At 72.5% G+C, this 26,068-nt stretch carries 22 protein-coding genes; 11 read left to right on the forward strand and 11 right to left on the reverse strand.

The window, feature by feature from the left end; all coding sequences use genetic code 11:
- The first annotated feature begins 94 nt into the window (after positions 1 to 94).
- Entirely contained in the window at positions 95 to 1,546 is a 1,452-nt protein-coding gene (locus ACIQ7M_RS20950; protein WP_355764963.1) for an NCS2 family permease, read from the forward strand.
- A 31-nt stretch (positions 1,547 to 1,577) separates the two neighbouring features.
- On the opposite strand, the gene ACIQ7M_RS20955 is transcribed toward ACIQ7M_RS20950, so the two are convergent.
- On the reverse strand, positions 1,578 to 1,760 hold the full coding sequence (locus tag ACIQ7M_RS20955) for a hypothetical protein (protein ID WP_037624226.1): 183 nt from the start codon (positions 1,758 to 1,760) through the stop codon (positions 1,578 to 1,580).
- Positions 1,761 to 1,904: 144 nt separating this feature from the next.
- On the opposite strand from ACIQ7M_RS20955, the gene ACIQ7M_RS20960 reads away from it, so the two are divergent.
- From ACIQ7M_RS20960 to thpR, 3 genes are all read left to right on the forward strand, one after another.
- Positions 1,905 to 2,342, forward strand: coding sequence for a MarR family winged helix-turn-helix transcriptional regulator (locus ACIQ7M_RS20960; RefSeq protein WP_103551027.1), 438 nt, complete (start codon positions 1,905 to 1,907; stop codon positions 2,340 to 2,342).
- Between the two features lie 320 nt (positions 2,343 to 2,662).
- Positions 2,663 to 4,027, forward strand: a complete 1,365-nt coding sequence (locus ACIQ7M_RS20965; protein ID WP_403646363.1) for an MFS transporter — start codon at positions 2,663 to 2,665, stop codon at positions 4,025 to 4,027.
- A 149-nt stretch (positions 4,028 to 4,176) separates the two neighbouring features.
- Positions 4,177 to 4,767, forward strand: a complete 591-nt coding sequence (gene thpR, locus ACIQ7M_RS20970) for an RNA 2',3'-cyclic phosphodiesterase (protein WP_389844645.1) — start codon at positions 4,177 to 4,179, stop codon at positions 4,765 to 4,767.
- 266 nt (positions 4,768 to 5,033) lie between these two features.
- On the opposite strand, the gene ACIQ7M_RS20975 is transcribed toward thpR, so the two are convergent.
- On the reverse strand, positions 5,034 to 6,026 hold the full coding sequence (locus tag ACIQ7M_RS20975) for an aldo/keto reductase (RefSeq protein ID WP_403646367.1): 993 nt from the start codon (positions 6,024 to 6,026) through the stop codon (positions 5,034 to 5,036).
- A 116-nt stretch (positions 6,027 to 6,142) separates the two neighbouring features.
- On the reverse strand, positions 6,143 to 6,826 hold the full coding sequence (locus tag ACIQ7M_RS20980; protein ID WP_355764950.1) for an SGNH/GDSL hydrolase family protein: 684 nt from the start codon (positions 6,824 to 6,826) through the stop codon (positions 6,143 to 6,145).
- A gap of 176 nt (positions 6,827 to 7,002) precedes the next feature.
- On the opposite strand from ACIQ7M_RS20980, the gene ACIQ7M_RS20985 reads away from it, so the two are divergent.
- On the forward strand, positions 7,003 to 7,995 hold the full coding sequence (locus ACIQ7M_RS20985) for a WD40 repeat domain-containing protein (RefSeq protein ID WP_403646371.1): 993 nt from the start codon (positions 7,003 to 7,005) through the stop codon (positions 7,993 to 7,995).
- 143 nt (positions 7,996 to 8,138) lie between these two features.
- Here ACIQ7M_RS20985 and serC read toward each other — a convergent pair whose 3' ends face one another.
- The 7 genes from serC to ACIQ7M_RS21020 form a co-directional block, all read right to left on the reverse strand.
- Positions 8,139 to 9,257 carry a phosphoserine transaminase gene (gene serC, locus ACIQ7M_RS20990; protein WP_355764944.1) on the reverse strand — a complete coding sequence of 373 codons (1,119 nt, stop codon included), beginning with the start codon at positions 9,255 to 9,257 and terminating at the stop codon, positions 8,139 to 8,141.
- 146 nt (positions 9,258 to 9,403) lie between these two features.
- Entirely contained in the window at positions 9,404 to 10,627 is a 1,224-nt protein-coding gene (locus ACIQ7M_RS20995; RefSeq protein WP_355764941.1) for a cytochrome P450, read from the reverse strand.
- 113 nt (positions 10,628 to 10,740) lie between these two features.
- On the reverse strand, positions 10,741 to 11,961 hold the full coding sequence (locus ACIQ7M_RS21000) for a cytochrome P450 (RefSeq protein WP_403646376.1): 1,221 nt from the start codon (positions 11,959 to 11,961) through the stop codon (positions 10,741 to 10,743).
- Positions 11,958 to 12,596 carry an ATP/GTP-binding protein gene (locus ACIQ7M_RS21005; RefSeq protein WP_389844622.1) on the reverse strand — a complete coding sequence of 213 codons (639 nt, stop codon included), beginning with the start codon at positions 12,594 to 12,596 and terminating at the stop codon, positions 11,958 to 11,960. The genes ACIQ7M_RS21000 and ACIQ7M_RS21005 overlap by 4 nt, the downstream gene beginning before the upstream one ends.
- Positions 12,577 to 12,933: a DUF742 domain-containing protein gene (locus tag ACIQ7M_RS21010; protein ID WP_355764934.1), complete on the reverse strand. Its 357-nt coding sequence runs from the start codon at positions 12,931 to 12,933 to the stop codon at positions 12,577 to 12,579. Before ACIQ7M_RS21010 ends, ACIQ7M_RS21005 begins: the two co-directional genes overlap by 20 nt.
- Positions 12,930 to 13,337 (reverse strand): roadblock/LC7 domain-containing protein, encoded by a 408-nt coding sequence (locus tag ACIQ7M_RS21015; protein ID WP_261701833.1) that lies wholly within the window; start codon positions 13,335 to 13,337, stop codon positions 12,930 to 12,932. The genes ACIQ7M_RS21010 and ACIQ7M_RS21015 overlap by 4 nt, the downstream gene beginning before the upstream one ends.
- Positions 13,334 to 15,154, reverse strand: coding sequence for a sensor histidine kinase (locus ACIQ7M_RS21020; RefSeq protein WP_403646381.1), 1,821 nt, complete (start codon positions 15,152 to 15,154; stop codon positions 13,334 to 13,336). The genes ACIQ7M_RS21015 and ACIQ7M_RS21020 overlap by 4 nt, the downstream gene beginning before the upstream one ends.
- Before the next feature lie 523 nt (positions 15,155 to 15,677).
- On the opposite strand from ACIQ7M_RS21020, the gene ACIQ7M_RS21025 reads away from it, so the two are divergent.
- The 3 genes from ACIQ7M_RS21025 (at position 15,678) to ACIQ7M_RS21035 (ending at position 20,887) form a co-directional block, all read left to right on the forward strand.
- Positions 15,678 to 18,620, forward strand: a complete 2,943-nt coding sequence (locus ACIQ7M_RS21025; RefSeq protein ID WP_403646960.1) for an FAD-binding and (Fe-S)-binding domain-containing protein — start codon at positions 15,678 to 15,680, stop codon at positions 18,618 to 18,620.
- A gap of 46 nt (positions 18,621 to 18,666) precedes the next feature.
- Positions 18,667 to 19,791, forward strand: coding sequence for a lipid II:glycine glycyltransferase FemX (locus ACIQ7M_RS21030; protein WP_386976543.1), 1,125 nt, complete (start codon positions 18,667 to 18,669; stop codon positions 19,789 to 19,791).
- Positions 19,792 to 19,930: 139 nt separating this feature from the next.
- Positions 19,931 to 20,887 carry an EamA family transporter gene (locus ACIQ7M_RS21035; RefSeq protein WP_403646385.1) on the forward strand — a complete coding sequence of 319 codons (957 nt, stop codon included), beginning with the start codon at positions 19,931 to 19,933 and terminating at the stop codon, positions 20,885 to 20,887.
- 194 nt (positions 20,888 to 21,081) lie between these two features.
- Here the strand turns inward: ACIQ7M_RS21035 and ACIQ7M_RS21040 are convergent, their stop codons facing one another.
- Positions 21,082 to 21,852, reverse strand: a complete 771-nt coding sequence (locus ACIQ7M_RS21040; RefSeq protein WP_403646388.1) for an SDR family oxidoreductase — start codon at positions 21,850 to 21,852, stop codon at positions 21,082 to 21,084.
- 151 nt (positions 21,853 to 22,003) lie between these two features.
- Between ACIQ7M_RS21040 and ACIQ7M_RS21045 the strand changes: the two genes are divergently transcribed.
- The 3 genes from ACIQ7M_RS21045 to ACIQ7M_RS21055 are packed head-to-tail and all read left to right on the forward strand — an operon-like array spanning position 22,004 to position 26,063.
- Entirely contained in the window at positions 22,004 to 22,798 is a 795-nt protein-coding gene (locus ACIQ7M_RS21045) for a TIGR03084 family metal-binding protein (protein ID WP_403646391.1), read from the forward strand.
- Positions 22,795 to 24,468 carry an acyclic terpene utilization AtuA family protein gene (locus ACIQ7M_RS21050; protein WP_403646394.1) on the forward strand — a complete coding sequence of 558 codons (1,674 nt, stop codon included), beginning with the start codon at positions 22,795 to 22,797 and terminating at the stop codon, positions 24,466 to 24,468. Before ACIQ7M_RS21045 ends, ACIQ7M_RS21050 begins: the two co-directional genes overlap by 4 nt.
- Positions 24,465 to 26,063, forward strand: coding sequence for an acyl-CoA carboxylase subunit beta (locus ACIQ7M_RS21055; RefSeq protein ID WP_403646397.1), 1,599 nt, complete (start codon positions 24,465 to 24,467; stop codon positions 26,061 to 26,063). The genes ACIQ7M_RS21050 and ACIQ7M_RS21055 overlap by 4 nt, the downstream gene beginning before the upstream one ends.
- Positions 26,064 to 26,068: the final 5 nt, after the last annotated feature.

A 26,068-nucleotide genomic window follows, 5' to 3' on the forward strand; every position in this document is an offset into this window, starting at 1 on the left:
GAAAACACCAACAGCGACCTGGGGGAACCTGCTGGTGTACGACCACTGACCAGGCTCGATCACGTCCCGTCCCCCCGCACGTTTGAGGACCCGCATGTCCACCTCGGCCGCAACCAAGGCCCCCGCCCCGCAGGAGCCGGAGTCCCGGCCCGCGCAGAGCGCTCTCGACCGCTTCTTCAAGATCTCCGAGCGGGGCTCCAGCCTTCCGCGCGAGATCCGCGGCGGTTTCGCCACCTTCTTCGCGATGGCGTACATCATCGTGCTGAACCCGATCATCCTGGGCAGCGCGAAGGACATGTACGGGCACCACCTCGACAACGGGCAGCTCGTGACCGCGACCGCGTTGACCGCGGCCTTCACCACGCTCCTCATGGGCGTCATCGGCAACGTGCCGATCGCGCTGGCCGCCGGCCTCGGCGTGAACACGGTCGTCGCCCTCCAGCTCGCGCCCCGGATGTCCTGGCCGGACGCGATGGGCATGGTGGTCCTCGCGGGCTTCATCGTGATGCTCCTGGTCGCCACCGGTCTGCGCGAGCGCGTCATGAACGCGGTGCCGCTGGGCCTGCGCAAGGGCATCGCGATCGGCATCGGCCTGTTCATCATGCTGATCGGCCTGGTCGACTCCGGCTTCGTCACCCGCATCCCGGACATCGCCCAGACGACCGTCCCGCTCCAGCTCGGCACCGACGGCCACCTGCACGGCTGGCCCGTCCTGATCTTCATCCTCGGCACGCTGCTCACCCTCGCGCTGATCGTGCGCAAGGTGCCCGGCGCCATCCTCATCTCGATCGTCACCATGACGGTCGCCGCGGTGATCATCAACTCCGTCACGACCATCCCGTCCTGGGGTCTGACCACCCCGAAGTGGCCCGGCAACCCCGTCGCCAGCCCGGACTTCGGCCTGATCGGCCAGTTCAGCCTGTTCGGCGGCTTCGGCAAGGTCGGCGTGCTGACCGGCATCCTCTTCGTCTTCACCGTGCTGCTGTCGTGCTTCTTCGACGCGATGGGCACGATCATGGGCATCAGCGACGAGGCCAAGCTGACGGACGCGCAGGGCAACATGCCCGGCATCAACAAGGTCCTCTTCGTCGACGGCATCGCCGTCGCCGCGGGCGGCGCCTCCTCCTCCTCGGCCACCACGTGCTTCGTGGAGTCCACGGCCGGCGTCGGCGAGGGTGCCCGCACGGGCTTCGCGAACGTGGTCACCGGCGCGCTGTTCGCCGTCGCCCTGTTCCTGACCCCGGTCGCCACGATGGTCCCGTCCCAGGCGGCCACCCCCGCATTGATCGCGGTCGGCTTCCTGATCATGTCCCACTCGGTCAAGGAGATCGACTGGGCGGACTACACGATCGCCATCCCGGCCTTCGTGACGATGATGATGATGCCGTTCACCTACTCGATCACCAACGGCATCGGGATGGGCTTCATCACCTTCGTCGTGCTGCGCCTGGCGGCGGGCCGGGGTCGCGACATCCCGGTCGCCATGTACGTGGTGTCGGCGGTGTTCACCTTCTACTACCTCATGCCGGCCCTCGGCCTGACCTGAGCGGCATCGGCGGCCCAGGCCGCACGGGGTCTCACGTGACCCCGTAGAACTTCTCCGTCTCCTCGACGGCGGTCTGGAACCGCTCGTCGAAGTCGTCGCGAATGAGCGTCCGGACCACATAGTCCTGGACGCTCATTCCGCGTTTCGCGGCATGGTCGCGGAGCCGGTCGAGCAGCTCCCCGTCGATACGCAGGCTGAGCACGCTGGTCCCCATGCAGTCGAGGGTCGCCGCTTCCCGGCCGGATACGGGTCACTTTCCGGAGCGATCTCACTCATATGAGTGATCCCCGCGGCGGATGGCGCGTTTCACAGGTGCCCAGTTGTTCTTTAGCGAGGGTAATGAGTTATGCTAAAGAACATGCCTGACCTCACCCATGGCGACGACGAGGCCGCCGTGAACGCCTTGCGCTCCGCAGTGATGCGGTTGTCGCGTCGACTCAAGCACCAGCGAGTCGACGAGTCGCTGAGCCCCACCGAGATGTCGGTGCTCGGCACCCTCGCCCGTTGCGGCAGCGCCACGCCCGGCGAGCTCGCCCGCAAGGAACATGTGCAGCCGCCGTCGATGACCCGCATCGTCGCGCTGCTCGAAGCCAAGGGGCTGGTCAGGCTGGAGCCGCACCCCGAGGACCGGCGCCAGAAGGTGGTGACGCAGACCGACAAGGCCGAGGCGATGCTCGAGGAGAGCCGCCGCCGCCGGAACGCGTTCCTGGCCGGACTGGTCGAGGCCCTCGACGAGGACGAATGGGCCAAGCTCCGCGAAGCCGCTCCCGTCCTGGAGAAGCTCGCGCACATCTGACCGACGACGGCCCTCTTTCGCTCCCCGATCCCGATCCCGGTCCGGATCACCGATCTCGGTTCGGATCGCCGGTCACGAATCGGATCGCCGCTCTCGGCCGAGAGCACTGATCTCGGTCTTGATCGCCGGTTAAGACTCGGATCACTGATCTCGGCCCGGATCACCGGTCACTGGCCGGATCACCGGTCTCGGTCCGGATCGCTGATCTCGGTTCGGATCACCGATCTCGGAGCAACGGAGGGTCCGCCGTCCCCCCAAAAAAACCAGCGCCGACGCCCCCATGACGCCGACGTCCCCGATCGCACTGGAGGCGAGCCCTTTTGAGTACGGGACCCGGAGCACACTCCGCCCCCGCACCAGCCACCCACGACTCCCCGGCCACCCGCGACTCCCCCCGCTCCTCCTCGATGTTCAGCTCGCTGAAGATCCGGAACTACCGCCTGTTCTTCCTGGGTCAGGTCGTCTCCAACACCGGCACCTGGATGCAGCGCATCGCCCAGGACTGGCTGGTGCTCAGCCTCACCGGCTCCTCCGCCGCGGTCGGTATCACCACCGCCCTCCAGTTCCTGCCGATGCTGCTCTTCGGCCTGTACGGCGGTGTTCTCGTCGACCGCCTCCCCAAGCGGCCCACACTCCTCGTGACGCAGACGGCGATGGCCCTCACCGGCCTCGTGCTCGCCTTCCTCACCCTCTCCGGACACGTCCAGGTCTGGCACGTCTATCTCGCCGCGTTCGCCGTCGGTATGGCCACCGTCGTCGACAACCCGGCACGCCAGTCCTTCGTCTCCGAGATGGTCGGCCCCGGCCAGCTCCAGAACGCGGTCAGCCTGAACTCCGCCAACTTCCAGTCCGCGCGGCTGGTCGGACCCGCCGTCGCGGGCCTGCTGATCACCGGCGTGGGCACCGGCTGGGCCTTCCTGCTGAACGGCCTGTCGTTCGTGGCCCCGCTGGCGAGTCTGCTGCTGATGCGGGCCCGTGAACTGCACGTCGTCGAGCGGGCGCCGCGCGCCAAGGGCCAGCTCCGCGAGGGCCTCCGCTATGTCGCCGGGCGCCCCGAACTGATCTGGCCGATCGTCCTCGTCGGCTTCATCGGCACCTTCGGCTTCAACTTCCCCGTCTGGCTGTCGGCGTACGCGGACGACATCTTCGACTCCGGTGCCGGGGCCTACAGCCTCTTCAACACGCTCATCGCACTGGGTTCGCTGGCCGGGGCGCTGCTCGCGGCCCGGCGCGGCACGGCCCGGCTGCGCGTGCTGATCGCGGCCGCGGTGGCCTTCGGCGCGCTGGAGGTGGTGGCCGCCATGGCTCCCACGCTCTGGCTGTTCTCGCTCCTGATGGTCCCCATCGGCATCTTCGGGCTGACGGTGAACGTCACCGCGAACACCTCGGTCCAGATGGCCACCGACCCGGCCATGCGCGGCCGGGTCATGGCGCTGTTCATGATGGTCTTCGTGGGCGGCTCACCGCTCGGCGCGCCGCTGATCGGCTGGGTCACCGACGTCTACGGGCCCCGTGTGAGCTTCGCGCTCGGCGGACTGGTCGCGATGGCCTCGGCGACGGCGATCGGTCTGGTCCTGGCCCGCCTCGGCGGGCTGCGGGTCTCCCTCGGGTGGCATCACGGCCGTCCCCGGGTCCGCTTCGTCCCGCGCGTGCGGAGCGAGGAGCAGCTCGTCACCGCGGTGTGACTTCACGTCCGTGGGACCCCGCCGTCGTGTGACCAGGCGGCTCGGAGGCGGCCGGCCCGCGCGAAGCGGTCGGCCGCCTCTCGCACGTCTCCGGCCACCGCGCGGATACTCCCGTGTGCCGACCGTCGTTCCCTGGAAGGCTGGGGCCCATGAGACTCTTCGCGGCGGTACTGCCCCCCGCCGGTGCGGTGCGTGAACTGGCCCCGGACGTGGACGCGTTGCGGCGGATGCCGGGAGCGGACGCCTTGCGTTGGACGGGCCGCCCCGGCTGGCACTTCACGCTCGCGTTCTACGGCGAGGTCGCCGACGAGATCGTCCCGGACCTCACGGAGCGGCTGCTGCGGGCCGGCCGGCGCACCGACCCGTTCCCGCTGTCCCTGCGCGGCGGCGGGCACTTCGGCGGGCGGGCCCTGTGGGTGGGCGCCGCGGGGGACATCGCGACCATGCGGCTGCTGGCGGACCGGGCGGAGGCGGCGGGCCGCAAGGCGGGCGTCGAGATGGAGGAGCACCGCCGCTACCGGCCGCATCTGACGGTGGCCCGCAGCCGCGACTCCGCGGACTTCAAGCCGTACGTCGCCGCGCTGGACGCGTTCGCCGGGAATCCCTGGACGGTGGGTGAGCTGTGTCTCGTCCGCAGCAACCTGCCGACGTCGGGAGTGCCCGGTGAGCAGCCCCGATACGAAACAGTGGCCGGTTGCCCGCTGGGGGCGGGCGACGGGACCGGCCCGGTGGACCGTTAACCTCGGTGGCGTGAACCCGAAGACCCGTAACCGGATCATGGCCGGTGTGCTCGTGCTGATGTTCTTCGTCGTGGCCATGGCGGCGGCGGTCAGATAGCGACCGCCACCGCCGGACGCGCGGCCGGGCAGCACGGCGAACGAACGCCCTGGGGCCACGGCCCGTTCCGAGGCGAACGCCCTGAGGCCGCGACCCCGCTCCGAGGCGAGCGCGCTGAGGCCACGGCCCCGGCCCCGCCACGAGACGAACGCCCCGCGGGACGGCTCCTCTACCAGGCGAATGCCTCGGGGGACGGGCCCGGGCCCGGGAAGATCTCGTCGAGGCCCTCCAGGACGTCCTCCGACAGTTCCAGCTCCACCGCGCGCAGCGCCGATTCGAGCTGTTCCGCCGTGCGCGGGCCCACGATGGGTCCCGTGACGCCGGGGCGGGTCAGCAGCCAGGCCAGCGCGGCCTCTCCGGGCTCCAGACCGTGCTTCTCCAGCAGATCCTCGTACGCCTGGATCTGAGCGCGTACGGTCGTGTCGGCGAGGGCGTCGGCGGACCGGCCGCTCGCCCGGCGGCCGCCCTCGACCTCCTTCTTGATCACTCCGCCCAGCAGCCCGCCGTGCAGCGGGGACCAGGGGATGACGCCGAGCCCGTACTCCTCGGCGGCCGGGATGACCTCCATCTCGGCGCGGCGCTCGGCGAGGTTGTAGAGGCACTGCTCGCTGACCAGGCCGATGGTCCCGCCGCGGCGGGCGGCGATCTCGTTGGCCTGGGCGATCTTGTAGCCGGGGAAGTTGCTGGACCCCACGTAGAGGATCTTCCCCTGCTGGACGAGGACGTCGACGGCCTGCCAGATCTCCTCGAAGGGGGTGGACCGGTCGACGTGGTGGAACTGGTAGATGTCGATGTAGTCCGTCTGGAGCCGCTTCAGGCTCGCCTCGACCGCCCGTCGGATGTTCAGGGCGGACAGCTTGTCCTGGTTGGGCCACGGGTCGCCCTCGGCGCCCATGTTCCCGTACACCTTGGTGGCGAGGACCGTCCGCTCCCGGCGGTCGCCGCCCTGGGCGAACCAGTTGCCGATGATCGATTCCGTACGGCCCTTGTTCTCGCCCCACCCATAGACGTTGGCCGTGTCGAAGTAGTTGATTCCCGCGTCCAGCGCCGCGTCCATGATCGCGTGGCTGTCGGACTCGTCTGTCTGCGGGCCGAAGTTCATGGTGCCGAGGACGAGCCGGCTGACCTTGAGCCCCGTGCGTCCGAGCTGTGTGTACTTCATGGTTCACCAGCCAACGACGTGGAGTGCGCTCTAGGCAAGAGCGGGCCGGGCGACGGCGGGCGAGGGGGCCGGGGACGAACGGAGCCGGACGCGGGCGAGGTTGCCGGGCGCGGTTGTCAGGCCGGCTGGGCCGTGTACGACTCGCCCAGGTCCCACGCCTGGTGCATCGCCTCCGCGAAACTCTCCGCGATCTTGTGCTCGCCGTTCGCGTTCGGGTGGGTGCCGTCGTAGGTGTCGAAGTCGATGTCGTACGAGGAGGGCGGGGACGCGAGCAGCAGCGGGGAGCGCGGTTCGTCGAGGTCGGCGACCGTCTTGGCGAGGAGTTCGTTGAACGCGGCCACCTCGGTGGCGAAGGGTGCGTCGTCCCGGGCGCGGACGTTCGGTATCACCGCGAGGAGGACCATGCGGACGCGCGGGTTCGCGGCGCGGGCCTCGGCGACGAAGGCGCGGACGTTGTCGGCGGTCTGGACGGCGTTGGTGTAGAAGCCGAGGTCGATGAGGCCGAGCGAGACCAGCAGGACGTCGGCGCGCTGGGCGCGGACCGCCTCGCGGATCAGCGGGGTCATGTGCAGCCAGCCCTCGCCCCAGCCGGCCAGATGGGCGCGGGGGAACTCCGGGTCCGCGTACTCGTACGAGTCGGGGGAGTCCGTCGCCTTGTCGTGGAGCGTCTCGCGCGGGCCGACGATCTTGAACGGGCCCCCGTACGTCGCGCGCAGGTGCTGCCACATCCGGTAGCGCCACGTGTGTTCGCCCGCGCTACCGATCGTCATGGAGTCGCCGACGGGCATGAACCTGAGCATCCGATCATCATGGACGATCGGCCCGGGTGCCATGGGCCCGGACGGTGTGAGGCTGGACACGCCCGCGGGGGGTCCGGCGCGGTGCACCGGTCCGGGTGGGGAGCGGTGGCCGGGCGGTACGTGTCCGGGAGGGCGGCGGCGACGTGAACGGGCCGGTGGGATGGCAGGCTTGGGCCATGCGCCGATCCCACTCGTACGTGTCCGGAGCCGCCGCCGGAGCCCTTGCCGGAGCGGCCCTCGTCCTCGCTCTGGCGGCGCCCGCCCTCGCCGACGGAGGGGACGGGGGATTCACCGTCAAGGACCCCCGGATCAAGGAGTCCAGCGGCCTCGCCGCCTCCCGTATCCACCCGGGCGTCTACTGGACCCACAACGACAGTGACGACGGGCCGTACCTGTACGCGGTGGACAGTCGTACGGGCGAGACCGTCGCCAGGATCACCATGAGCGGGGTCGGCGCGCCCCGGGACGTCGAGGCGATCTCCCTCGGCCCCGACGGCGATCTGTACGTCGGCGACATCGGCGACAACCTCGGCGGCACGTGGGACCACGTGTGGGTCTACAAGCTCCCCGAGCCGAAGGTGCTCAAGGACCAGACGATCCGTGCCACCCAGTACGTCGTGAAGTACGCGGACGGTCCCCGCAACGCGGAGGCGCTGATGGTGCATCCCAAGACCGGGCGGGTCTACATCGCCGACAAGGACGAGGACGGCGGCCACCTCTACGAAGGTCCCGCCGAGCTCTCCGCCACCACGACCAACGTCTTCAAGCCGGTCGCCACGATCGACCTGTGGGTCACGGACGGCGCGTTCTCCCCCGACGGCCGGCAGCTCGCCGTGCGCGGCTACTTCGGCGGTATCGCCTACTCCTGGAACGGCGGCCGGATCAAACGCCTGGAGCGCCTGAACGTGCCCCTCCAGGGCCAGGGTGAGTCGATCACCTACACGCCCGACGGATCGAAGCTCATGTACGGCAGTGAGGGCGCGGACAGCCCCGTGGAGCCGGAGGACGCGCCGGGTGCCTCGGGCTCCGGTTCCAACTCGCCTTCCAAGGGCGGAGGTTCGGCTGCCGGGAGCGGGGACGGGATGAGTGGTCAGGTGAAGGTCGGCGCCATCGCGGTCGCGGCCCTCTTCGCCGTGGTGTTCGGCTTCAAGCGGCTGCGCCGCCGCTGACGCGCGGTCACGGCCCGTACGACGGCCGAGGGGCGTCCGGCGGGCCTGTGCCCGTGGCGACGGACGCCCGGCGGTCCCCGCACACGACGAAGGGGCGCCCCGCACGCTCGCGCGCCGGACGCCCCTCGGTGGTCGTTCCGCGGTTACAGCTTCTCGATCACGTAGTCGATGCAGCGCGTCAGCGCCTCGACGTCCGCCGGGTCGATCGCCGGGAACATGGCGACGCGGAGCTGGTTGCGGCCGAGCTTGCGGTACGGCTCGGTGTCGACGATGCCGTTGGCGCGCAGCACCTTGGCGACGGCGGCGGCGTCGATCTCGTCGGCGAAGTCGATCGTGCCGATGACCTGCGAGCGCTTGGCGGCGTCGGTCACGAACGGGGTGGCGTACTTGCTGTCCTCGGCCCAGCGGTACAGGCGGGTCGAGGAGTCCTTCGTGCGGGCCGAGGACCAGGCGAGGCCGCCCTGGCCGTTGATCCACTCGAGCTGCTCGTTGAGCAGGAAGATCGTGGCCAGCGCCGGGGTGTTGTACGTCTGGTTCTTGCGGGAGTTGTCGATCGCCGTGGGCAGCGAGAAGAACTCCGGGATGTGCCGGCCGGACGCGTGGATGCGCTCGGCGCGCTCGATCGCGGCCGGGGAGAACACGCCGATCCACAGGCCGCCGTCGGAGGCGAAGGACTTCTGCGGGGCGAAGTAGTAGACGTCCGTCTCGGCGATGTCGACGGGCAGGCCGCCGGCGCCGGAGGTGGCGTCCACCAGGACGAGGGCGCCCTCGTCGGCGCCCGCGACCCGCTTGATCGGGGCGGCGACACCGGTCGAGGTCTCGTTGTGGGTGAAGGCGTAGACGTCGGCGCCCGCCTCGGCGACCGGCTCGGGGTGCGTGCCCGGGTCGGAGGAGACCACGGTCGGCTCGGCGAGCCACGGGGCGAGCTTGGCCGCCTTCGCGAACTTGGAGGAGAACTCGCCGAACGTGAGGTGCTGCGACTTGTTCTCGATCAGGCCGTGCGTCGCGACGTCCCAGAACGCGGTGGAGCCGCCGTTGCCGAGGACGACCTCGTACCCGTCGGGCAGGGAGAACAGCTCGCGGACGCCCTCGCGCACCTTGCCGACCAGGTTCTTGACCGGGGCCTGGCGGTGGGAGGTGCCGAGCAGGGAGGCGCCGGTCGCGGCCAGCGCGTCCAGTGCCTCCGTCCGCACCTTGGAGGGGCCGGCGCCGAATCGTCCGTCGGCGGGCTTGAGGTCAGCGGGGATCTGGATATCAGCCACGCCAGGAGCCTAGCCGTTCCGGGAAACCTCGGTGAAACGTCGTCCGTCGGCTGAGACGGCTTGTGTTGACGGCGCGTGCCGAGGGCACGGCCGCCGGAGGGGCCGTGGCGGCTCCTCCGGCGGCCGTGCCGTCACGCCTGGTCAGTTCACTCGGCGGTGAGCCGGACCGGCAGCTCGAACAGGTCGTTCTGCGTCACCACCGGCTTGTTGCGCAGTTCCGCCACCGGGACGGCCAGGTCCAGGGACGGGAAGCGCTCGTACAGGGCGGGCAGGGCGACGCCCGCCTCCAGGCGGGACAGGGCGGCGCCGGGGCAGACGTGGGGCCCGTGGCCGAAGGAGATGTGCCGGTTCTTGCCGGTGCGGCTGATGTCGAACTCGCCCGCGGTGGGCCCGTGGGCGTTCTCGTCACGGCCGATCGCGCCGTACGACACGATGAGCGCGTCGCCCGCCGGGATCACCTTGTCGCCGACCGGGACGTCCTCCGTGGCGAAACGGATGAGGACGTGGGAGGTCGGAGTGGCGTAGCGCAGGGTCTCCTCGACGACCGCGGACCAGTCCGCCTCGCCGGACAGGACGAGGGCGCGCTGCTCGGGGTGGGCGGACAGGTTGACGACCGCGTTGACGATGAGGGAGATCGTCGTCTCGTGGCCGGCCGCGACCATGAGCTGGAGGGTGGAGACGATCTCGGCGTCGGTGAGGTGGTCGCCGTCCTCGGAGGCCAGGATCAGCGCGCTGGTCAGGTCGTCGCCCGGCTCGGCGCGCTTGGCCGCCACCGTCTCCGCCATGATCCCGGCCAGTTCGGTGAGCGTCGCGATGACCTCGGCGGGCGGGGTCTGCGTCGAGAAGAACTTCTCGAAGAGCTCCTTGAGGCGCGGCAGCCGGGACTCCTCGATGCCCATGAGGTCGGCGATCACGTACATGGGCAGGGGGTAGGCGAAGTCGGCCTTCAGGTCGACGACGTCCCCGGTGAGGTTGTCGAGCAGACTTTCCGTCAGTTTCGCGATCCGCTCCCGCATCTGCTCCACCCGGCGCGGGGTCAGCGCCTGCGCCACCAGGGTGCGCATCCGCCGGTGGTCCGCGCCGTCCACGGTGAGCATGGAGCGGCCGGGGTTGGCGAGGCCGATCAGCGGCCAGTCGGCGGCGATCTCGCCGCGCTGCCAGGCGCCCCAGACGTTGATGTCCTTCACCAGGCGGGGGTCCGTGAGCAGGGCGCGCGCCTCGGCGTGGTGGGTGACGGCCCACACCGGGACACCGCCGGGCAGTTCGACGGCGGCGAGCGGCCCCGCGGCGCGCAGCGCGGCGCTCTCGCCGTCCAGGTCGGCGACGAAGGGGTCCAGGACTATGCGGGTCTCTTCGGTACCGGTGGTCATGCGGGGGTGCCTCCAAGGGCTGGGGTGGGGGTGAAGCGTTTTCCCCCGGGGCATGGGGACAGCCCCGGAACCCGGCCGGACGAGGGGTGTGCCGGCCGGGTGGCGAAGGGGTCTCAGAGGACGGGTACGGGCGTGAAGCGCACGGGCAGTTCGTTCAGTCCCCGCAGCCACGGGGAGGGGCGCCGGGTCAGCGTGTCGGCGGGTACCGCCAGGTCGATGTCCGGCAGCCGGTCCAGGACGACCTCGATGCCGGTCCGCGCGATGACCTCGGCGACCTCCTGTGCCGGGAACGGGCAGCGGTGCTCCCCGTGACCGAAGGAGAAGTGGGCGTTGTTGCCGCCGGTGAGCGCGGAACTGTCGGTGCGGACCTGGGGGTCGGAGTTGGCGCCCTGGAGGCCGAGCAGCAGCAGGTCGCCGGAGCGGATCCGGCGGCCGCCGAGCTGGGTGTCGCGGGAGGCCCAGCGCCCGGCCACGTTCTGGGTCGGGGTGTCCTCCCACAGGACCTCGTTCATGGCCTCGGCGACGCTGTGCCGGCCGCCGAACAGGGAGGCCGCGAACCGCTCGTCGGTGAGCATCAGGCGCAGCGAGTTGCCGATCCAGTCGGCCGTCGGCTGGTGGCCGGCGGCCATCATGACCATGAGGTCCTGGACGATCTCCATGTCGTCGAAGCCGGCGGTGTTGGCGAGCATCCGGGAGACGACGTCGTCGGCGGGCGTCTCCTTGCGGTCGGCGATCAACCGGGCCATGGAGGAGGCCAGATGCTGCTGTCCGGCCAGTGCGCCCTCACGGCCGTTGATCATGTCGTTCAGGGCGGTGACCAGGCCGGGGCCCTGTTCGTCCGAGAAGCCGTAGAGCGTCGCGAGGACCCGTACGGGGAGCAGGGCCGCGTAGTCGCCGATGAGGTCCGTCTCGCCCTCGGGGCAGATCGCGTCGATCAGCTCGTCGGCGAACTTCTCGGCCTGGGAGCGCAGTTCGAAGGGATCGACGGCTTCGAGGGCGTCGCTGATCATCGCGGCGCGCTCGCGGTGGCGCTCGCCGACGGTGTACAGGATGGAGGGCTGCTTGCGGCCGATCATCGGCAGCAGCGGCCAGTCGTCGGGGATGCGCTCCCACTGGCTCCACAGCTCCGAGTCCCGGCTGAAGAGCTGGGGGTCGCCGGTGACCTGGTGCAGTTCGCGGTAGCCGAGCACGAGCCAGGCCGGGATGTCGCCGTCGAGGACGACGGGCACGACGGAGCCGTGGTCGCGCCGCATCTCCCGGTACAGCTCGGCGGGTTCGGTCTGGAACCGCGGTCCGCCGAGGGGGACGGGCGCGGTGGTGGAGGCGGGGGTCACAGCGCGGGCTCCGGTGATTGAAGGGCGCCTTCCACGGCCGCGGCGCCGTGACGGGCGTAGTGGGACTGGAGGTGCTCCACCAGCGTGATCAGCACCTGCTTGCTGGACTCCCGGGAGCGGGCGTCGCAGTCGAGCAGCGGTACGTGCGGGTCGAGGTCGAGGGCCTCGCGGATCTGCGCCGGGGTGTGCGCGGGGCCGCCGAAGTCGTTGCAGGCCACGATGAAGGGCGTGCCGTGGTGCTCCAGCCGGTCGATGGCGTACCAGGACTCGTCGATGCGGCGGGTGTCGACCAGGACGATCGCCCCGAGCGTCCCGGAGAACAGCCGGTCCCACAGGAACCAGAACCGCTCCTGCCCGGGCGCGCCGAACAGGTACAGGATGTTGTGCGTGTCCAGCGTGATGCGGCCGAAGTCGAAGGCGACGGTGGTCGCGGACTTGCCGCGCACCTCGCTGATGTCGTCGACGGCCTCGCCGGCCTGCGTCATCGTCTCCTCGGTGTTGAGGGGACGGATCTCGCTGACCGAGCGGACGAGGGTCGTCTTGCCGACCCCGAAGCCGCCCACGATCACGATCTTGAGGCCGTTGTCGGCCGACGCGGACAGGGGCGCACGAGCGTCAGAGGTTACGGAGTCCAACGAGCACCTGCTCCAGGATGTCGGGATCGGGAAGACCGGAGGGAACCGTCGTGTGCGGGTGACGGGCGCTGACCCGGCCGGTGGAGAGCAGGTCGGAGAGCAGGACGCGGGTGATCGACACCGGCAGCTTCAGCTCCGCCGCGATCTCCACGACCGCCGTCGGCCGCTCGCACATCCGCAGGATCGCGGCGTGCTCGGACTGCATGCCCACCGCCGGGTCGCACTCGGCGACCACCAGCGTCACGAGGTCGAAGGGGGTGTCCGGGCCGGACCGGGTGCGGCCTCCGGTGAGGGTGTACAGCCGGTCCGGCGCGTCGTCCCTGCCGGGACGGCTCATGACGACCGGGGCGGCGAGGTCAGGTGCTCGCCGAGTTGTTCCACGAGTTCGCTCATGTTGTGTCCCACCAGTCCGGCGTCGGCGTCCTCGGCGGTGACGACGGCGAGGTGCGCGCCGTCGCCGGCCTCCACGATGAACAGCACCCCTCCGTAGAACTCGGCCATCGCCGAGCGGACGCCGCCGCTGCCGTCGCCGAACTCCACGGAGGCGCCGTGGGACAGCGACTGGATGCCGGCGGCGATGGCGGCGAGCTGGTCGGCCTGGTCGACCGACAGCTCCGGGGTGCGGCACAGCTTCAGTCCGTCGCGGGAGAGCACGAGCGCGTGCCGTGCGCCCGGGGTGCGCTCGAGGAGGCCCTCGATGAGCCAGGTGAGCTTCTCGTCGGCGGTGATGGTGCCGGTCATGAAGTGGTGTCGCCTTCCGGGAGCGCGTGCGCGGTGGGGGTGGTGGGGGTCGGGGTGGGGGCGGTGGTGGACGCGGATGCGTGGTCCTCGGCCCGTGCCGGTGCTTCGGCCGGGGCCGGATCGTCGGCCGTCACGGGCCCGGGGGCGTCCGGCGTCGTGCCGCGGACCGCCTGGCGGAAGGTGCCGAAGCGGGCCGCCGACCGGTTCTTGGGGTCGTCGCCGGTACGGGGTTCGGGGGCGGCCGGGGGTGTGACGTGCGAGCGGCTGCGCTCGGCGTGGGCGAGGGTGCGTCCGCGGCGGCGTCTGGGCAGGCCGCCGGTGTCGGCGAGGCCCTGCTCGTGCCGGGGCGAGTCGTGGGTCGGGACGGGGTCCGGGTCGAGATCGCCGGACGCGTGGGCGGCGTACGACACGGGGGACGCCGGCGACACGGGGAACTCGGGGGACTCGGCGGATTCCCGGTGCGTACGGGACTCCCGCGATCCCGGCGACGGCACGGGCTCCGGCGACTCGGGGCCGTCCAGGGACCTCGGCGCGGACGCCTGGCCGTCGACGGCGGTCGGGGCGACGGGGACGACGAGTTCGGGTCCGACGGGCAGCGGGGCCGCGCCGAGGGGGAGGTTCGGCTGCGTGAGGATGTCCTGCGGGATCAGGACCAGGACGCCGGTGCCGCCGCGGGCGGAGGGCCGGAACGACACCTTCAGGCCGTGCTTGCGGGCCAGCCGGCCGACCACCGCGAGACCGAGGCGGGTGCCGGTGAGGCCGCCGAGACCGGCCGGGCCCACCGCCTCCCCGGAGACGGCGCGTTCGGCGCGGCGCAGTTGTACGTCGCCCATGACCAGGCCGCTGTCCTCGACGGAGACGATGACACCCGCCGGGACCTCCTCGACGTACACGTGCACTTCGGCGGTGGGCGGCGAGAAGTTGGCGGCGTTGTCGAGGAGTTCGGCGAGCGCGTGCATGACGCCCTCGGCGGCGTGGCCGGAGACGGCGGCCTCGCTGGCGGAGTGGACGCGCACCCGCTGGTAGCCGCCGATGCGGCCCATGGCGCCGCGCAGGATGGACTCCATGACGATCGGGCGGGCCCAGCGGCGCCCCGAGCGCGCGCCGGTCAGGACGGCGACGGAGTCGGCGAGGCGGCCCGCCTGCGCGGTGCGGTGGTCGAGATGGAGGAGGTCGGCGAGGACGTCCTCGTCGGAGTGCCGCTCCTCCATGGCCCGCAGGTCGGCGAGCATGCCGGTGGAGAGCGCCTGCATGCGGGCGGCCGCGTTGGCGGTCGCGGAGATCGCTGCGGCCCGGTCGCCGACGGCGCGCCGGGTGCGTTCGGAGAGTTCGGCGTTGCGCTCGGTGAGCCGGGCGCGGTCGCCGGTGAGCAGCGTCCGCTCCTCGGCGAACTGCTCGGTGAGGCGGGTTCGTTCGCGTTCGGCCGTCTCGGTCAGGCGGATCCGTTCCTGGGCGGCGGCCTCGGCGGCGCGGGCGCGTTCGCGGGCGGCCTCGTCGGCGAGCCGGGCCCGCTCCTGGCCGAACTCCTCGACCAGCCGGGCGCGTTCCTGGAGGAGCCGGCCGGTGTCCTTGGTCACGCCGTCGAGACGGCGGAGCGCGATGCGTCTGGCCTGTACGGCGTGGGCGGCCACCGCGACGGCGGCGCACAGCAGTAACGCGGCGGCGCCGGTGCCCCAGGCGAGGGGCACGCGGGCGGGCTCGGGGGCCAGCAGGACGGCGGCCACCACGGCGGCGGCGGCCGGGACGGCGGCGCTCAGCGCGGCTTTCGCCGTGGCGCGGGGGGCGGGTCGTTCGCCGGAGGGCTGGGGCGGGGTCATCAATGGGTCCTCGGTCGTGTTCCTGGGGGGAGAACGTGTCCTCGGTCGTGTCCTCGGTCGGTCCTGGGCGAGAAGCGACACATGATGCTCAACTCGCCGTCACTATATGAGAGTTCGTGATCCGATTGGGAAGCTTCGAAAAGCGGTTTCATGATCGCCCCCGCATATCGGGGCCTTTCGGGTGCGCGGCCGGAGGGCCGTCGCCGAAGCCCGGCGGCATTCTGGAGACATGACGGATCTGGGTGGTCGGCCGGAAGGAAAGCCCGAGGGGAAGCCCGACGGACGGGCCGGGGGGAAGGCGGCCGGGGGCCCCGGCGGTCAGGCCGGGGGCGAACCGGGCGGGCGGCCCCGGCGGCGAGGGCGGGGCCGGGCCACCGGACGGCTTGGCGGTCCGTCCGGGGACGGGCCGGACGGGCTCCCCGCCGGGGGGTCGCGAGCGCCGTCCGACGAGCTCCGGTCCGAGCTCGTGCGGGCCGTGCGCGGCGAGGTCTCCTTCGACGCGACGGCGCGGGCGCTGACCACCATGGACGCCTCCAACTACCGGCGCGTACCCCTCGGTGTGGTGGCCCCGCGGGACGCCGACGACGTGGCCGCCGCGCTCGCCGTGTGCCGCGCCCACGCGGTGCCGGTCGTCGCGCGCGGCGGCGGCACCTCGATCGCCGGGCAGGCCACGGGCACCGGCGTCGTCCTCGACTTCACCCGGCACATGAACCGGATCCTCGCGGTCGACCCGGAGGCCCGTACGGCCGTCGTCCAGCCCGGTGCCGTACTCGACCGTCTCCAGGAGGCCGCGGCCCCGCACGGCCTGCGTTTCGGCCCCGACCCCTCCACGCACGGCCGCTGCACCCTCGGCGGGATGATCGGCAACAACTCCTGCGGCTCCCACTCGGTCGCCTGGGGAACCACCGCGGACAACGTGCGGGAACTCACCGTCGTCGGCGCGGCCGGTGACGCCCGCCGCCTCGGCCGTGCCTGGCAGGGCGCCCCGGACGGCCTGAGGGCCCTGGTCGAAGGCGAGTTGGCGCTGCTGCGGACCGGCTTCCCCGAGCTTCCGCGACGGATCTCCGGGTACGCCCTCGACGCGCTCCTGCCCGAGCGCGGCGCGGACACGGCCCGCGCGTTCTGCGGCTCCGAGGGCACCTGGGGCCTGCTCACCGAGGCGGTCGTACGACTGGTCGAGGCACCCCGGGCGCGGGCGCTGGCCGTCCTCGCCTACCCCGACGAGAGCGCGGCCGCGGACGCCGCGTCCGGCCTGCTCGGGTACGGGCCGCTGACCGTGGAGGGGATGGCCGCCGATCTCGTGCCCGCCGACGCGGGGCTGCCGCGCGGCGGGGCCTGGCTGTTCGTGGAGACCGGCGGCGGATCGCCGGCCGAGGCCCGCGCGCGTGCGGACACGATCGTGCGGGCGGCCGACGTGCTGGACGCCCTGGTGGTCACCGACCCGGCCGGGCAGCGGGCGCTGTGGCGGCTGCGGGAGGACGCGAGCGGCACGGCGACCCGGATGCCGTACGCGGGCGACGACGCCCTGTCCGGCCGGGGGCGCGGGCTCGGCGCCGAGGCCTGGCCCGGCTGGGAGGACTGCGCGGTGCCGCCCGCCCGGCTCGGCGCGTACCTCCGCGACTTCCGCGCCCTGCTCACCGCCCACGACCTGCACGGCATCCCGTACGGGCACTTCGGCGACGGCTGCGTCCACGTCCGGATCGACTTCGACCTGATCTCCGCGGCGGGCGTCGCCCGCTTCCGGCGCTTCTCGGAGGAGGCCGCCCGCCTCGTCGTCTCCCACGGGGGCTCCCTGTCCGGCGAGCACGGCGACGGGCAGGCCCGCGCCGAACTGCTGCCGGCCATGTACGGCGCCGACATGGTCCGCCTCTTCGAACGGGCCAAGGACCTCTGGGACCCGGACGCCCTGCTCAACCCCGGCATGCTCGTACGCCCGCACCGGCTGGACGAGAACCTGCGCTTCGCGGTGCTCCCGCGCCGGCCGGTGGACGTGGAGTTCGGCTATCCGGCGGACGGCGGCGACTTCTCGGCGGCGGTGCGCCGCTGCGTGGGCGTCGCCAAGTGCCGTACGGCACCGGCCCCGGGCCCCGACGGGGTCATGTGCCCCTCCTTCCGGGCGACCGGCGAGGAGGCGCACTCCACGCGCGGCCGGGCCAGGCTGCTGCACGAGATGCTCGCCGGCGAGATCGTCACCGACGGGTGGCGCTCGACGGAGGTCCGTGACGCGCTGGACCTGTGCCTGTCGTGCAAGGGATGCCGGTCCGACTGCCCGGTCGGCGTCGACATGGCCACGTACAAGGCGGAGTTCCTCCACCACCACTACGCCGGCCGCCGCCGCCCCGCCGCCCACTACGCCCTGGGCCGGCTCCCCTTCTGGCTCGCGGCCGTGACCCGCACCCGCTCGGCCCGGCTCGTCAACGCCCTCGTGTCCCTGCCCCCGGTGGCCGCCGCGGCCAAGCGTCTGGCCGGGGTCGCACCCGGACGGGACATCCCGCGGCTGGCCCCGGAGACGTTCAGCCAGTGGTGGTCGGCCCGGTTCCGGGACCGGGCACGGGCGTACGTGCGGGAGCGCCGCCGGGGTGGAGCGAGCGCGGCGGGGCGGCGGCCCGGGACCGCGCTGTTCCCGGGGTTCGAGGGCCGGACGGTCCTCCTGTGGCCGGACACCTTCACCGAGCACTTGGAACCCTCCGTCGGACGGGCCGCCGTACGGGTCCTGGAGGCCGCCGGACTGGCGGTGCTGCTGCCGCCGAGGACGGTGTGGCGCCACGGGCCCGTCGGTGACGGGGTCACCAGGGGCCCCCTCCGCCCGGGCACGCTGCTCCCGCGCCGCCGGCAGCGCGTGTGCTGCGGACTGACGTACGTCTCCACCGGCCAGCTCGACCGCGCCCGCGCCGTCCTGCGCCGCACCCTCGACCTCCTGGAGCCCTACCTCGCCATGGACGGCCTCCCGGTCGTCGTGCTGGAGCCGAGCTGCGCCGCGGCCCTGCGCACGGACCTGCCCGAACTGCTGCCCGGCGACCCGCGCGCGGCGCGGCTGGCGACGGCGGTGGTGACCTTCGCGGAGGCACTGGAGCGGCACGCGCCGGACTGGACCCCGCCCCGCCTGGACCGCCCGGCGGCCGGGCAGACGCACTGCCACCAGCACGCGGTCCTCGGCGACGGCCCCGAACGCCGGCTGCGCGAGGCGGCGGGCCTGACCGGCGCCCTCGCCGGCGGCTGCTGCGGACTCGCGGGCAACTTCGGCTTCGAGAAGGGCCACGAGGAGGTGTCCCGGGCCTGCGCGGAGGAACAGCTCCTGCCGGCGGTCCGGGCGGCCGACGAGAACGCCGTGATCCTCGCCGACGGCTTCTCCTGCCGCACCCAGTTGGCCCAGCTCTCCGGCCGCCGGGGCCGCCACCTGGCGGAGGTACTGGCACAGGCGCTGGACGACGGCCCGCGGAACGAGGGGTCCGCGGGAACCGCGTAAGTACGCTGGGACGGCACCGGCCGAAGGACTTCGAGGAGCGACCCGTATGACCCTCCGCCTGCAGTCGATCACCCGCGACGAACATCTGACGTTCGTCCGCTCGCGGCCCTCGGCCAGCCATATGCAGGTGCCGTCCTGGGGGGACGTGAAGCCGGACTGGCGCGCGGAGAGCCTCGGCTGGTTCGACGCGGACGGCCGCCTCCGAGGGGCCGGTCTCGTGCTGCTGCGCCCGCTGCCGAAGGTCAAGCGCTATCTCGCGTATCTGCCCGAGGGTCCCGTCATCGACTGGCACGACCCGGACCTCGCCGAACGCTGGCTCCGGCCGATGGTCGCGCACCTGAAGTCGCGCGGCGCGTTCACCGTGAAGATGGGCCCGCCCGTCGTCGCGCGCCGCTGGAGCGCGGACACGGTCAAGACGGCCATCGCCGATCCGGCGGCGCGGCGCCTGGGCGAGGTGACGGCCTCCTCGCACGAGCCGGGCGCCGCCGAGATCGCCGAGCGGCTGCGGGCCATGGGCTGGCAGCGGACCGAGCCGGGCGGCGAGGACGGCTTCGCGGCGGGCCAGCCGCGCTACGTCTTCCAGGTCCCCTTCGCCGGACGCTCCCTGGAGGAGATCCACAAGGGCCTCAACCAGCAGTGGCGGCGCAACATCAAGAAGGCCGAGAAGGCCGGCGTCGAGGTGGTCAGGGGCGGTTACGACGACCTGCCCGCCTTCTACGAGCTCTACGCGGAGACGGCGGAACGGGACCGCTTCATCCCGCGCCCGCTGCCCTACTTCCAGCGGATGTGGACCTCGCTGACGGCCGAGGACCCCGACCGTATGCGGCTGTACCTCGCCCGCCACGAGGGCGACGTCCTGGCCGCGGCCACCATGCTGACCGTCGGCAGCCATGTCTGGTACTCCTACGGCGCCTCCACCGGCCGCAAGCGCGAGGTGCAGCCCAACAACGCCATCCAGTGGCGCATGATGAGCGACGCGCACGCGCTGGGCGCCGCCGTGTACGACTTCCGCGGGATCACCGACACCCTCGACGAGAGCGACCACCTCGTCGGGCTGCTGCGCTTCAAGGCGGGGGCGGGCGGCGAGGCCGCGGAGTACCTCGGGGAGTGGGACCTGCCCATCAACCGGCTGCTGCACAAGGCGCTGGACGTCTACATGTCCCGTCGCTGAGGCGGAACGAACCGGCCCCGGTCTCAGCATCCAGGACAGCTGTATAAGCGGTTCACACTCCTGACGAAGTCCACTACCCTGGACTCGGTAGTGCATCGTGATGAACGCCCCGACCCGTAGCCAGCCTCCAGGACCGCCCGTGAGCACCCCCAGCGCCACCACCTCGACGTCCGCACCCGTTCCCGGGACGGAGCACGCCACCGTGTCCTCGGGCGGCGCGCCCGGTCGTCTCGGTTCCCTCGGGCCCGTCGGGCTGGTGCTGGCCGGGGGGATCTCGGTCCAGTTCGGCGGCGCCCTCGCCGTGACCCTCATGCCGCGCGCCGGCGCGCTCGGCGTGGTGACCCTGCGGCTGCTCGCCGCCGCGGTGATCCTGCTCGTGGTCTGCCGTCCCCGGCTGCGCGGCCACTCGCGCGCCGACTGGGGGACGGTCGCCGTCTTCGGCATCACCATGGGCGCGATGAACGGCCTCTTCTACGAGTCGGTCGCCCGCATCCCCCTCGGCGCCGCCGTCACCCTGGAGGTGCTCGGCCCCCTCGCCCTCTCGGTGATGGCCTCCCGCCGCGCGGTCAACGCGGTCTGGGCGGGCCTCGCCCTGTGCGGGGTCTTCCTGCTGAGCGGCGGAGGGTTCGGCTCCCTGGACCCGGTGGGCGTGGCCTTCGCGCTCGGGGCGGGCGCGATGTGGGCGGCGTACATCGTCTTCAGCGCCCGTACGGGCCGCCGTTTCCCACAGGCCGACGGGCTGGCGCTGGCCATGGCCGTGGCGGCGCTGCTGTTCCTGCCGCTGGGGATCGCCGAGTCCGGCACCCGGCTCCTGGACCCGACCACGGTGGCGCTCGGCTCCGCGGTCGCGGTCCTCTCTTCGGTGCTGCCCTACACCCTCGAACTCCTCGCCCTGCGCCGCCTGCCCGCCTCCACCTTCGCGGTCCTCATGAGCCTCGAGCCCGCCATCGCCGCGACAGCGGGCTTCCTCATCCTCGACCAGTCCCTGTCCGCGACCCAGTCGGCCGCGATCGCCCTGGTCATCGGCGCGAGCATCGGAGCGGTACGGACCCAGGTGGGCCGAGGCAAGGCGACACTCCCGCTCGACGCCCCCTGACGCCCACCCGGCACGGGCCCGGTCACGGTCGGCCGGCCCTGCGCGAACCGCCCCCTTCGCGCTGCGACGCCCCGACGCCCGCGCCCACCCTGCACCCCCGACGCCTGCACCCAGCACGTCCCCCGGCGTCTCCGGTGCCACGCCCACCCGGCACCCCCGGCGCGGACGCCCCCGGCACCCCGGGGCGCCCCGGCTCAGGAAGTCGTGTCCAGCCATTCCGCGAACGCCGGGCCCGTCAGCCGGGCGTCCGGCCCCGGGAGGAGGCCGCCGTCCTCGAACAGGTCCCGTTCCGGGTTGGCCGGGTCGCTCACGGCGATCACCTTCGCGGCCGGGTCCCGGCGGGACAGCAGCAGCCGGGCCGCCTCCTCCAGGCTCTCCTCGCGCGGACCGGCCACCTCCGGGAACGGGGCCAGCGCCCCCGGCGCCTCCTCCGCCTCCGCCATCTCCACCAGCGCCTCCGCGACGACCCGCGCCGCGACGAGCTGGGTCCGCATCCTCGGCACGTACACGGTGTCGCCCTGGCGCCCCCACTGCGTGAACTGCTCCACGAGCTCGTGGAACTGCGCCGCCCGCAGCACCCGCACCGGCACCGGTCCCGCCAGCACCGCGCGCTCGTGCTCCAGCTTGGCCGCGTTGTAACCGGCGACCGAGGCGTCGATGCCGATGATCGACACGACGACCAGCCGGCCGACCCCGGCCTTCTGCCCGGCCTCGTGCAGATTGCGGGCCGCGGCCGTGAAGAACTCCGTCGCCACCTCCCGGTCCGGCGAGGGCGTGCTGGACGCGTCGATCACGACGTCCACACCCTCCAGCGCCTCGGCCAGTCCGGCCCCGGTGACGATGTCGACCCCGGTGGCCCGGGACATCGCTACGACCGTGTGCCCGCGCTCCGTCAGCACGTCCACGACATGCCGCCCGAGTCGCCCGGTCGCCCCGGCCACCGCGATCTTCTTGGTCTCGCTCATGCTCACGTCTCCCTCTGCGTCCCTCGTGTCGCGTCGTCATCGGTATGACGGAGCGGGGACAGGAGATGTGACGGGTCCGGGGCGGGAAGCGGAGAAATAATTTAATGCAAGCATGCTTGATTGTTTCTGGGGGCGCTGAGATGCTCCCCCCATGTCCGATCCGACGCCCGTGTTCGACGATCTGCGTGACGAAAGCGAAGAACTCGACCGGCTCGTGGCCGAGTTCGGTCCGGAGCAGTGGGCGCTCCCGACGCCCGCGCCGCACTGGACCGTCGCCCATCAGATCGCCCACCTCGCCTGGACCGACCACTCCGCCCACCTGTCCGTCACGGACGCCGACGCCTTCCACGGCCTCGTCGAGAAGGCGCTCGCGGCGCCCACGACGTTCGTGGACGACGGCGCCGACGACGGGGCCCGGCTGCCGTCCGCCGAACTGCTGGCGCGCTGGCGCGGCGGCCGCGCCGCACTGGACCGGGCCCTGCGGGAGGCCGTGCCGGGCACCCGCTTCCCCTGGTACGGCCCGCCCATGTCCGGCGCCTCCATGGCCACCGGCCGGCTCATGGAGACCTGGGCCCACGGCCAGGACGTCGCCGACGCCCTCGGTGTGGTCCGCGCCCCCACCGACCGGCTCCGCCATGTGGTCCGCATCGGGGTGCGCACCCGGGACTTCGCCTTCGCCGCGCGCGGGCTCGCCGCGCCCGCCGAGGAGTTCCGGGTGGAGATCCTCGCCCCCTCCGGCGCCACCTGGACCTACGGCCCCGAGGACGCCCCCCAGCGCGTCACCGGCACCGCCCTCGACTTCTGTCTGCTGGTCACCCAGCGGGCGAACCGCGCCGACGTCGACGTGCGCGCCGAGGGGCCCGACGCCGACCGCTGGCTCGGCATCGCCCAGGCCTTCGCGGGCCCGCCCGGCGACGGACGCCCGCCGAAGGGGGACGCGGAGTGACCCTGCGCATCGGCAACGCCTCCGGCTTCTACGGCGACCGCTTCGACGCCCTGCGCGAGATGCTCACCGGCGGCGAACTCGACGTCCTCACCGGTGACTACCTCGCCGAGCTGACCATGCTGATCCTGGGCCGGGACCGGCTGAAGGACCCCGCCGCCGGATACGCCCGCACCTTCCTGCGGCAGCTCGAGGACTGTCTCGGCCTGGCGCACGAGCGGTCCGTGAAGATCGTGACGAACGCCGGGGGCCTCAACCCGGCGGGGCTCGCCGACGCCGTACGGGAACTGGCCGGCCGGCTCGGCATCCCGGTGCGCGTCGCCCACGTCGAGGGCGACGACCTCACCGCCCGCCACCCGGGCAGTCTCGCCGCCCACGCCTACCTCGGCGGCTTCGGCATCGCCGAGTGCCTGTCGGCGGGCGCGGACATCGTGGTCACCGGACGGGTCACCGACGCGGCCCTGGTCACCGGGCCCGCCGCCGCCCACTTCGGCTGGCGGCCCACGGACCACGACCGGCTCGCGGGAGCCGTCGTCGCCGGGCACGTGCTGGAGTGCGGGACCCAGGCCACCGGCGGCAACTACTCCTTCTTCGGCGACGGCGACGTACGCCGTCCCGGCTTCCCGCTCGCGGAGATCCACGAGGACGGGAGCTGCGTCATCACCAAGCACCCCGGCACCGGCGGCTTCGTCGACGTCGGCACGGTCACCGCGCAGCTCCTGTACGAGACCGGGGGCGCCCGGTACGCGGGACCCGACGTCACCGCCCGCCTGGACACCGTACGGCTCGTCCAGGACGGCCCCGACCGGGTGCGGATCGAGGGCGTGCGCGGCGAGGCCCCGCCGCCCACCCTCAAGGTCGGCCGCAACAGGCTCGGCGGCTTCCGCAACGAGGTGACCTTCGTCCTGACCGGACTCGACGTCGAGGCCAAGGCCGCGCTGGTGCGGGAGCAGATGGGCGACGCGCTCGCCAAGACGCCGCCCGCGGAGGTGCGCTGGGAACTGGTGCGCACCGACCGGGCCGACGCGGACACCGAGGAGACGGCCAGCGCCCTGCTGCGGCTCGTCGTCCGCGATCCCGACCAGGCCACCGTCGGGCGGGCGCTGAGCGGGGCGGCCATCGAGCTGGCGCTCGCCAGTTACCCCGGATTCCATGTGGTGGCACCACCGGGGAAGGGCGCGCCCTATGGGGTCTTCGAGGATGTGTACGTCCCCCAGGGCGCCGTCGACCACGGGGCCGTCCTGCCCGACGGGAACCGCCTCTCGGTGATCCCGGCCCAGGACACGCTCGTACTGGAGACACTCGAAGAACCGCCCCTGCCCGAGCCGTTGCCCGCGGGTCCGGTCCGCCGGGCCCCCCTCGGTCTCGTCGCGGGCGCCCGCAGCGGCGACAAGGGCGGCAACGCCAACGTCGGCGTCTGGGTCCGCACCGACGAGGCCTGGCGCTGGCTCGCCCATGAACTGACGGCCGACCGCTTCCGCGAGCTGCTCCCGGAGAGCCGTCCGCTGCGGGTCGTCCGGCACGTCCTGCCCGGCCTGCGCGCCCTCAACTTCGTGGTCGAGGGCATCCTCGGCGAAGGCGTCGCCTCCCAGGCCCGCTTCGACCCGCAGGCCAAGGCGCTCGGCGAATGGCTCCGTTCCCGTCACCTCGACATCCCGGAGGTCCTGCTATGACGGTCCTTTCGTCCGCCCTGGACGTGGGCGGCCAGGACTACCGGGCGAACCGCGAGGTCATGCTCGCCAAGCTCGCCGACCTGGACACCGAGCACGCCAAGGCCCTCGCGGGCGGCGGCGAGAAGTACGTCGAGCGGCACCGGGGGCGCGGCAAGCTGCTCGCCCGCGAACGCATCGAGCTGCTGCTCGACCCGGACACCCCGTTCCTGGAGCTGTCGCCGCTCGCGGCCTACGGCAGCGACTACACGGTGGGCGCCTCGCTCGTCACCGGTATCGGCGTGGTCGAGGGCGTCGAGTGCCTGATCACCGCCAACGACCCGACCGTGCGCGGCGGCGCCAGCAACCCGTGGAGCCTGAAGAAGGCACTGCGGGCCAACGACATCGCCCTCGCCAACCGGCTGCCCTGCATCAGCCTGGTCGAGTCGGGCGGCGCCGATCTGCCCTCGCAGAAGGAGATCTTCATCCCCGGGGGCGCGATCTTCCGCGACCTCACCCGGCTGTCGGCGGCCGGGATCCCCACGGTGGCCGTGGTCTTCGGGAACTCGACCGCCGGAGGCGCGTACGTCCCCGGCATGTCGGACCACGTGATCATGGTCAAGGAGAAGGCGAAGGTCTTCCTCGGCGGTCCGCCACTGGTGAAGATGGCCACCGGCGAGGAGAGCGACGACGAGTCGCTGGGCGGCGCGGAGATGCACGCGCGCGTCTCGGGCCTCGCGGACTACTTCGCCGTCGACGAGCGGGACGCGCTGCGCCAGGCGCGCCGGGTCGTCGCCCGGCTCAACCACCGCAAGGCGTACGGCGATCCGGCCCCGGCCGAGCCCCCCAAGTACGACGAGGACGAACTGCTGGGCATCGTCCCCGGCGATCTGAAGCACCCCTTCGACCCGCGCGAGGTGATCGCCCGGCTCGTCGACGGTTCGGACTTCGACGAGTTCAAGCCGCTGTACGGGACGAGCCTGACCACCGGCTGGGCGAGCCTGCACGGCTACCCGGTCGGCATCCTCGCCAACGCGCAGGGCGTGCTGTTCAGCGCCGAGTCCCAGAAGGCCGCCCAGTTCATCCAACTGGCCAACCAGCGCGACATCCCGCTGCTCTTCCTGCACAACACCACCGGCTACATGGTCGGCAAGGAGTACGAGCAGGGCGGCATCATCAAGCACGGCGCGATGATGATCAACGCGGTGAGCAACTCGCGGGTCCCGCACCTGTCGGTGCTCATGGGCGCCTCCTACGGAGCCGGCCACTACGGGATGTGCGGGCGGGCCTACGACCCGCGGTTCCTGTTCGCCTGGCCCAGCGCCAAATCGGCCGTCATGGGACCGCAGCAGCTCGCGGGCGTCCTGTCGATCGTCGCCCGGCAGTCGGCCGCCGCGAAGGGCCGCCCGTACGACGACGACGCGGACGCGGCGCTGCGCGCCATGGTGGAGCAGCAGATCGAGTCCGAGTCGCTGCCGATGTTCCTGTCCGGGCGGCTGTACGACGACGGGGTCATCGACCCGCGCGACACCCGCACCGTCCTCGGCCTGTGCCTGTCCGCGATCCACACGGCGCCCTTCGAGGGCGCGCGCGGTGGCTTCGGCGTCTTCCGGATGTGAGGGAT

The sequence above is a fragment of the Streptomyces sp. NPDC096324 genome (assembly GCF_044763015.1).
Taxonomy (GTDB): domain Bacteria; phylum Actinomycetota; class Actinomycetes; order Streptomycetales; family Streptomycetaceae; genus Streptomyces.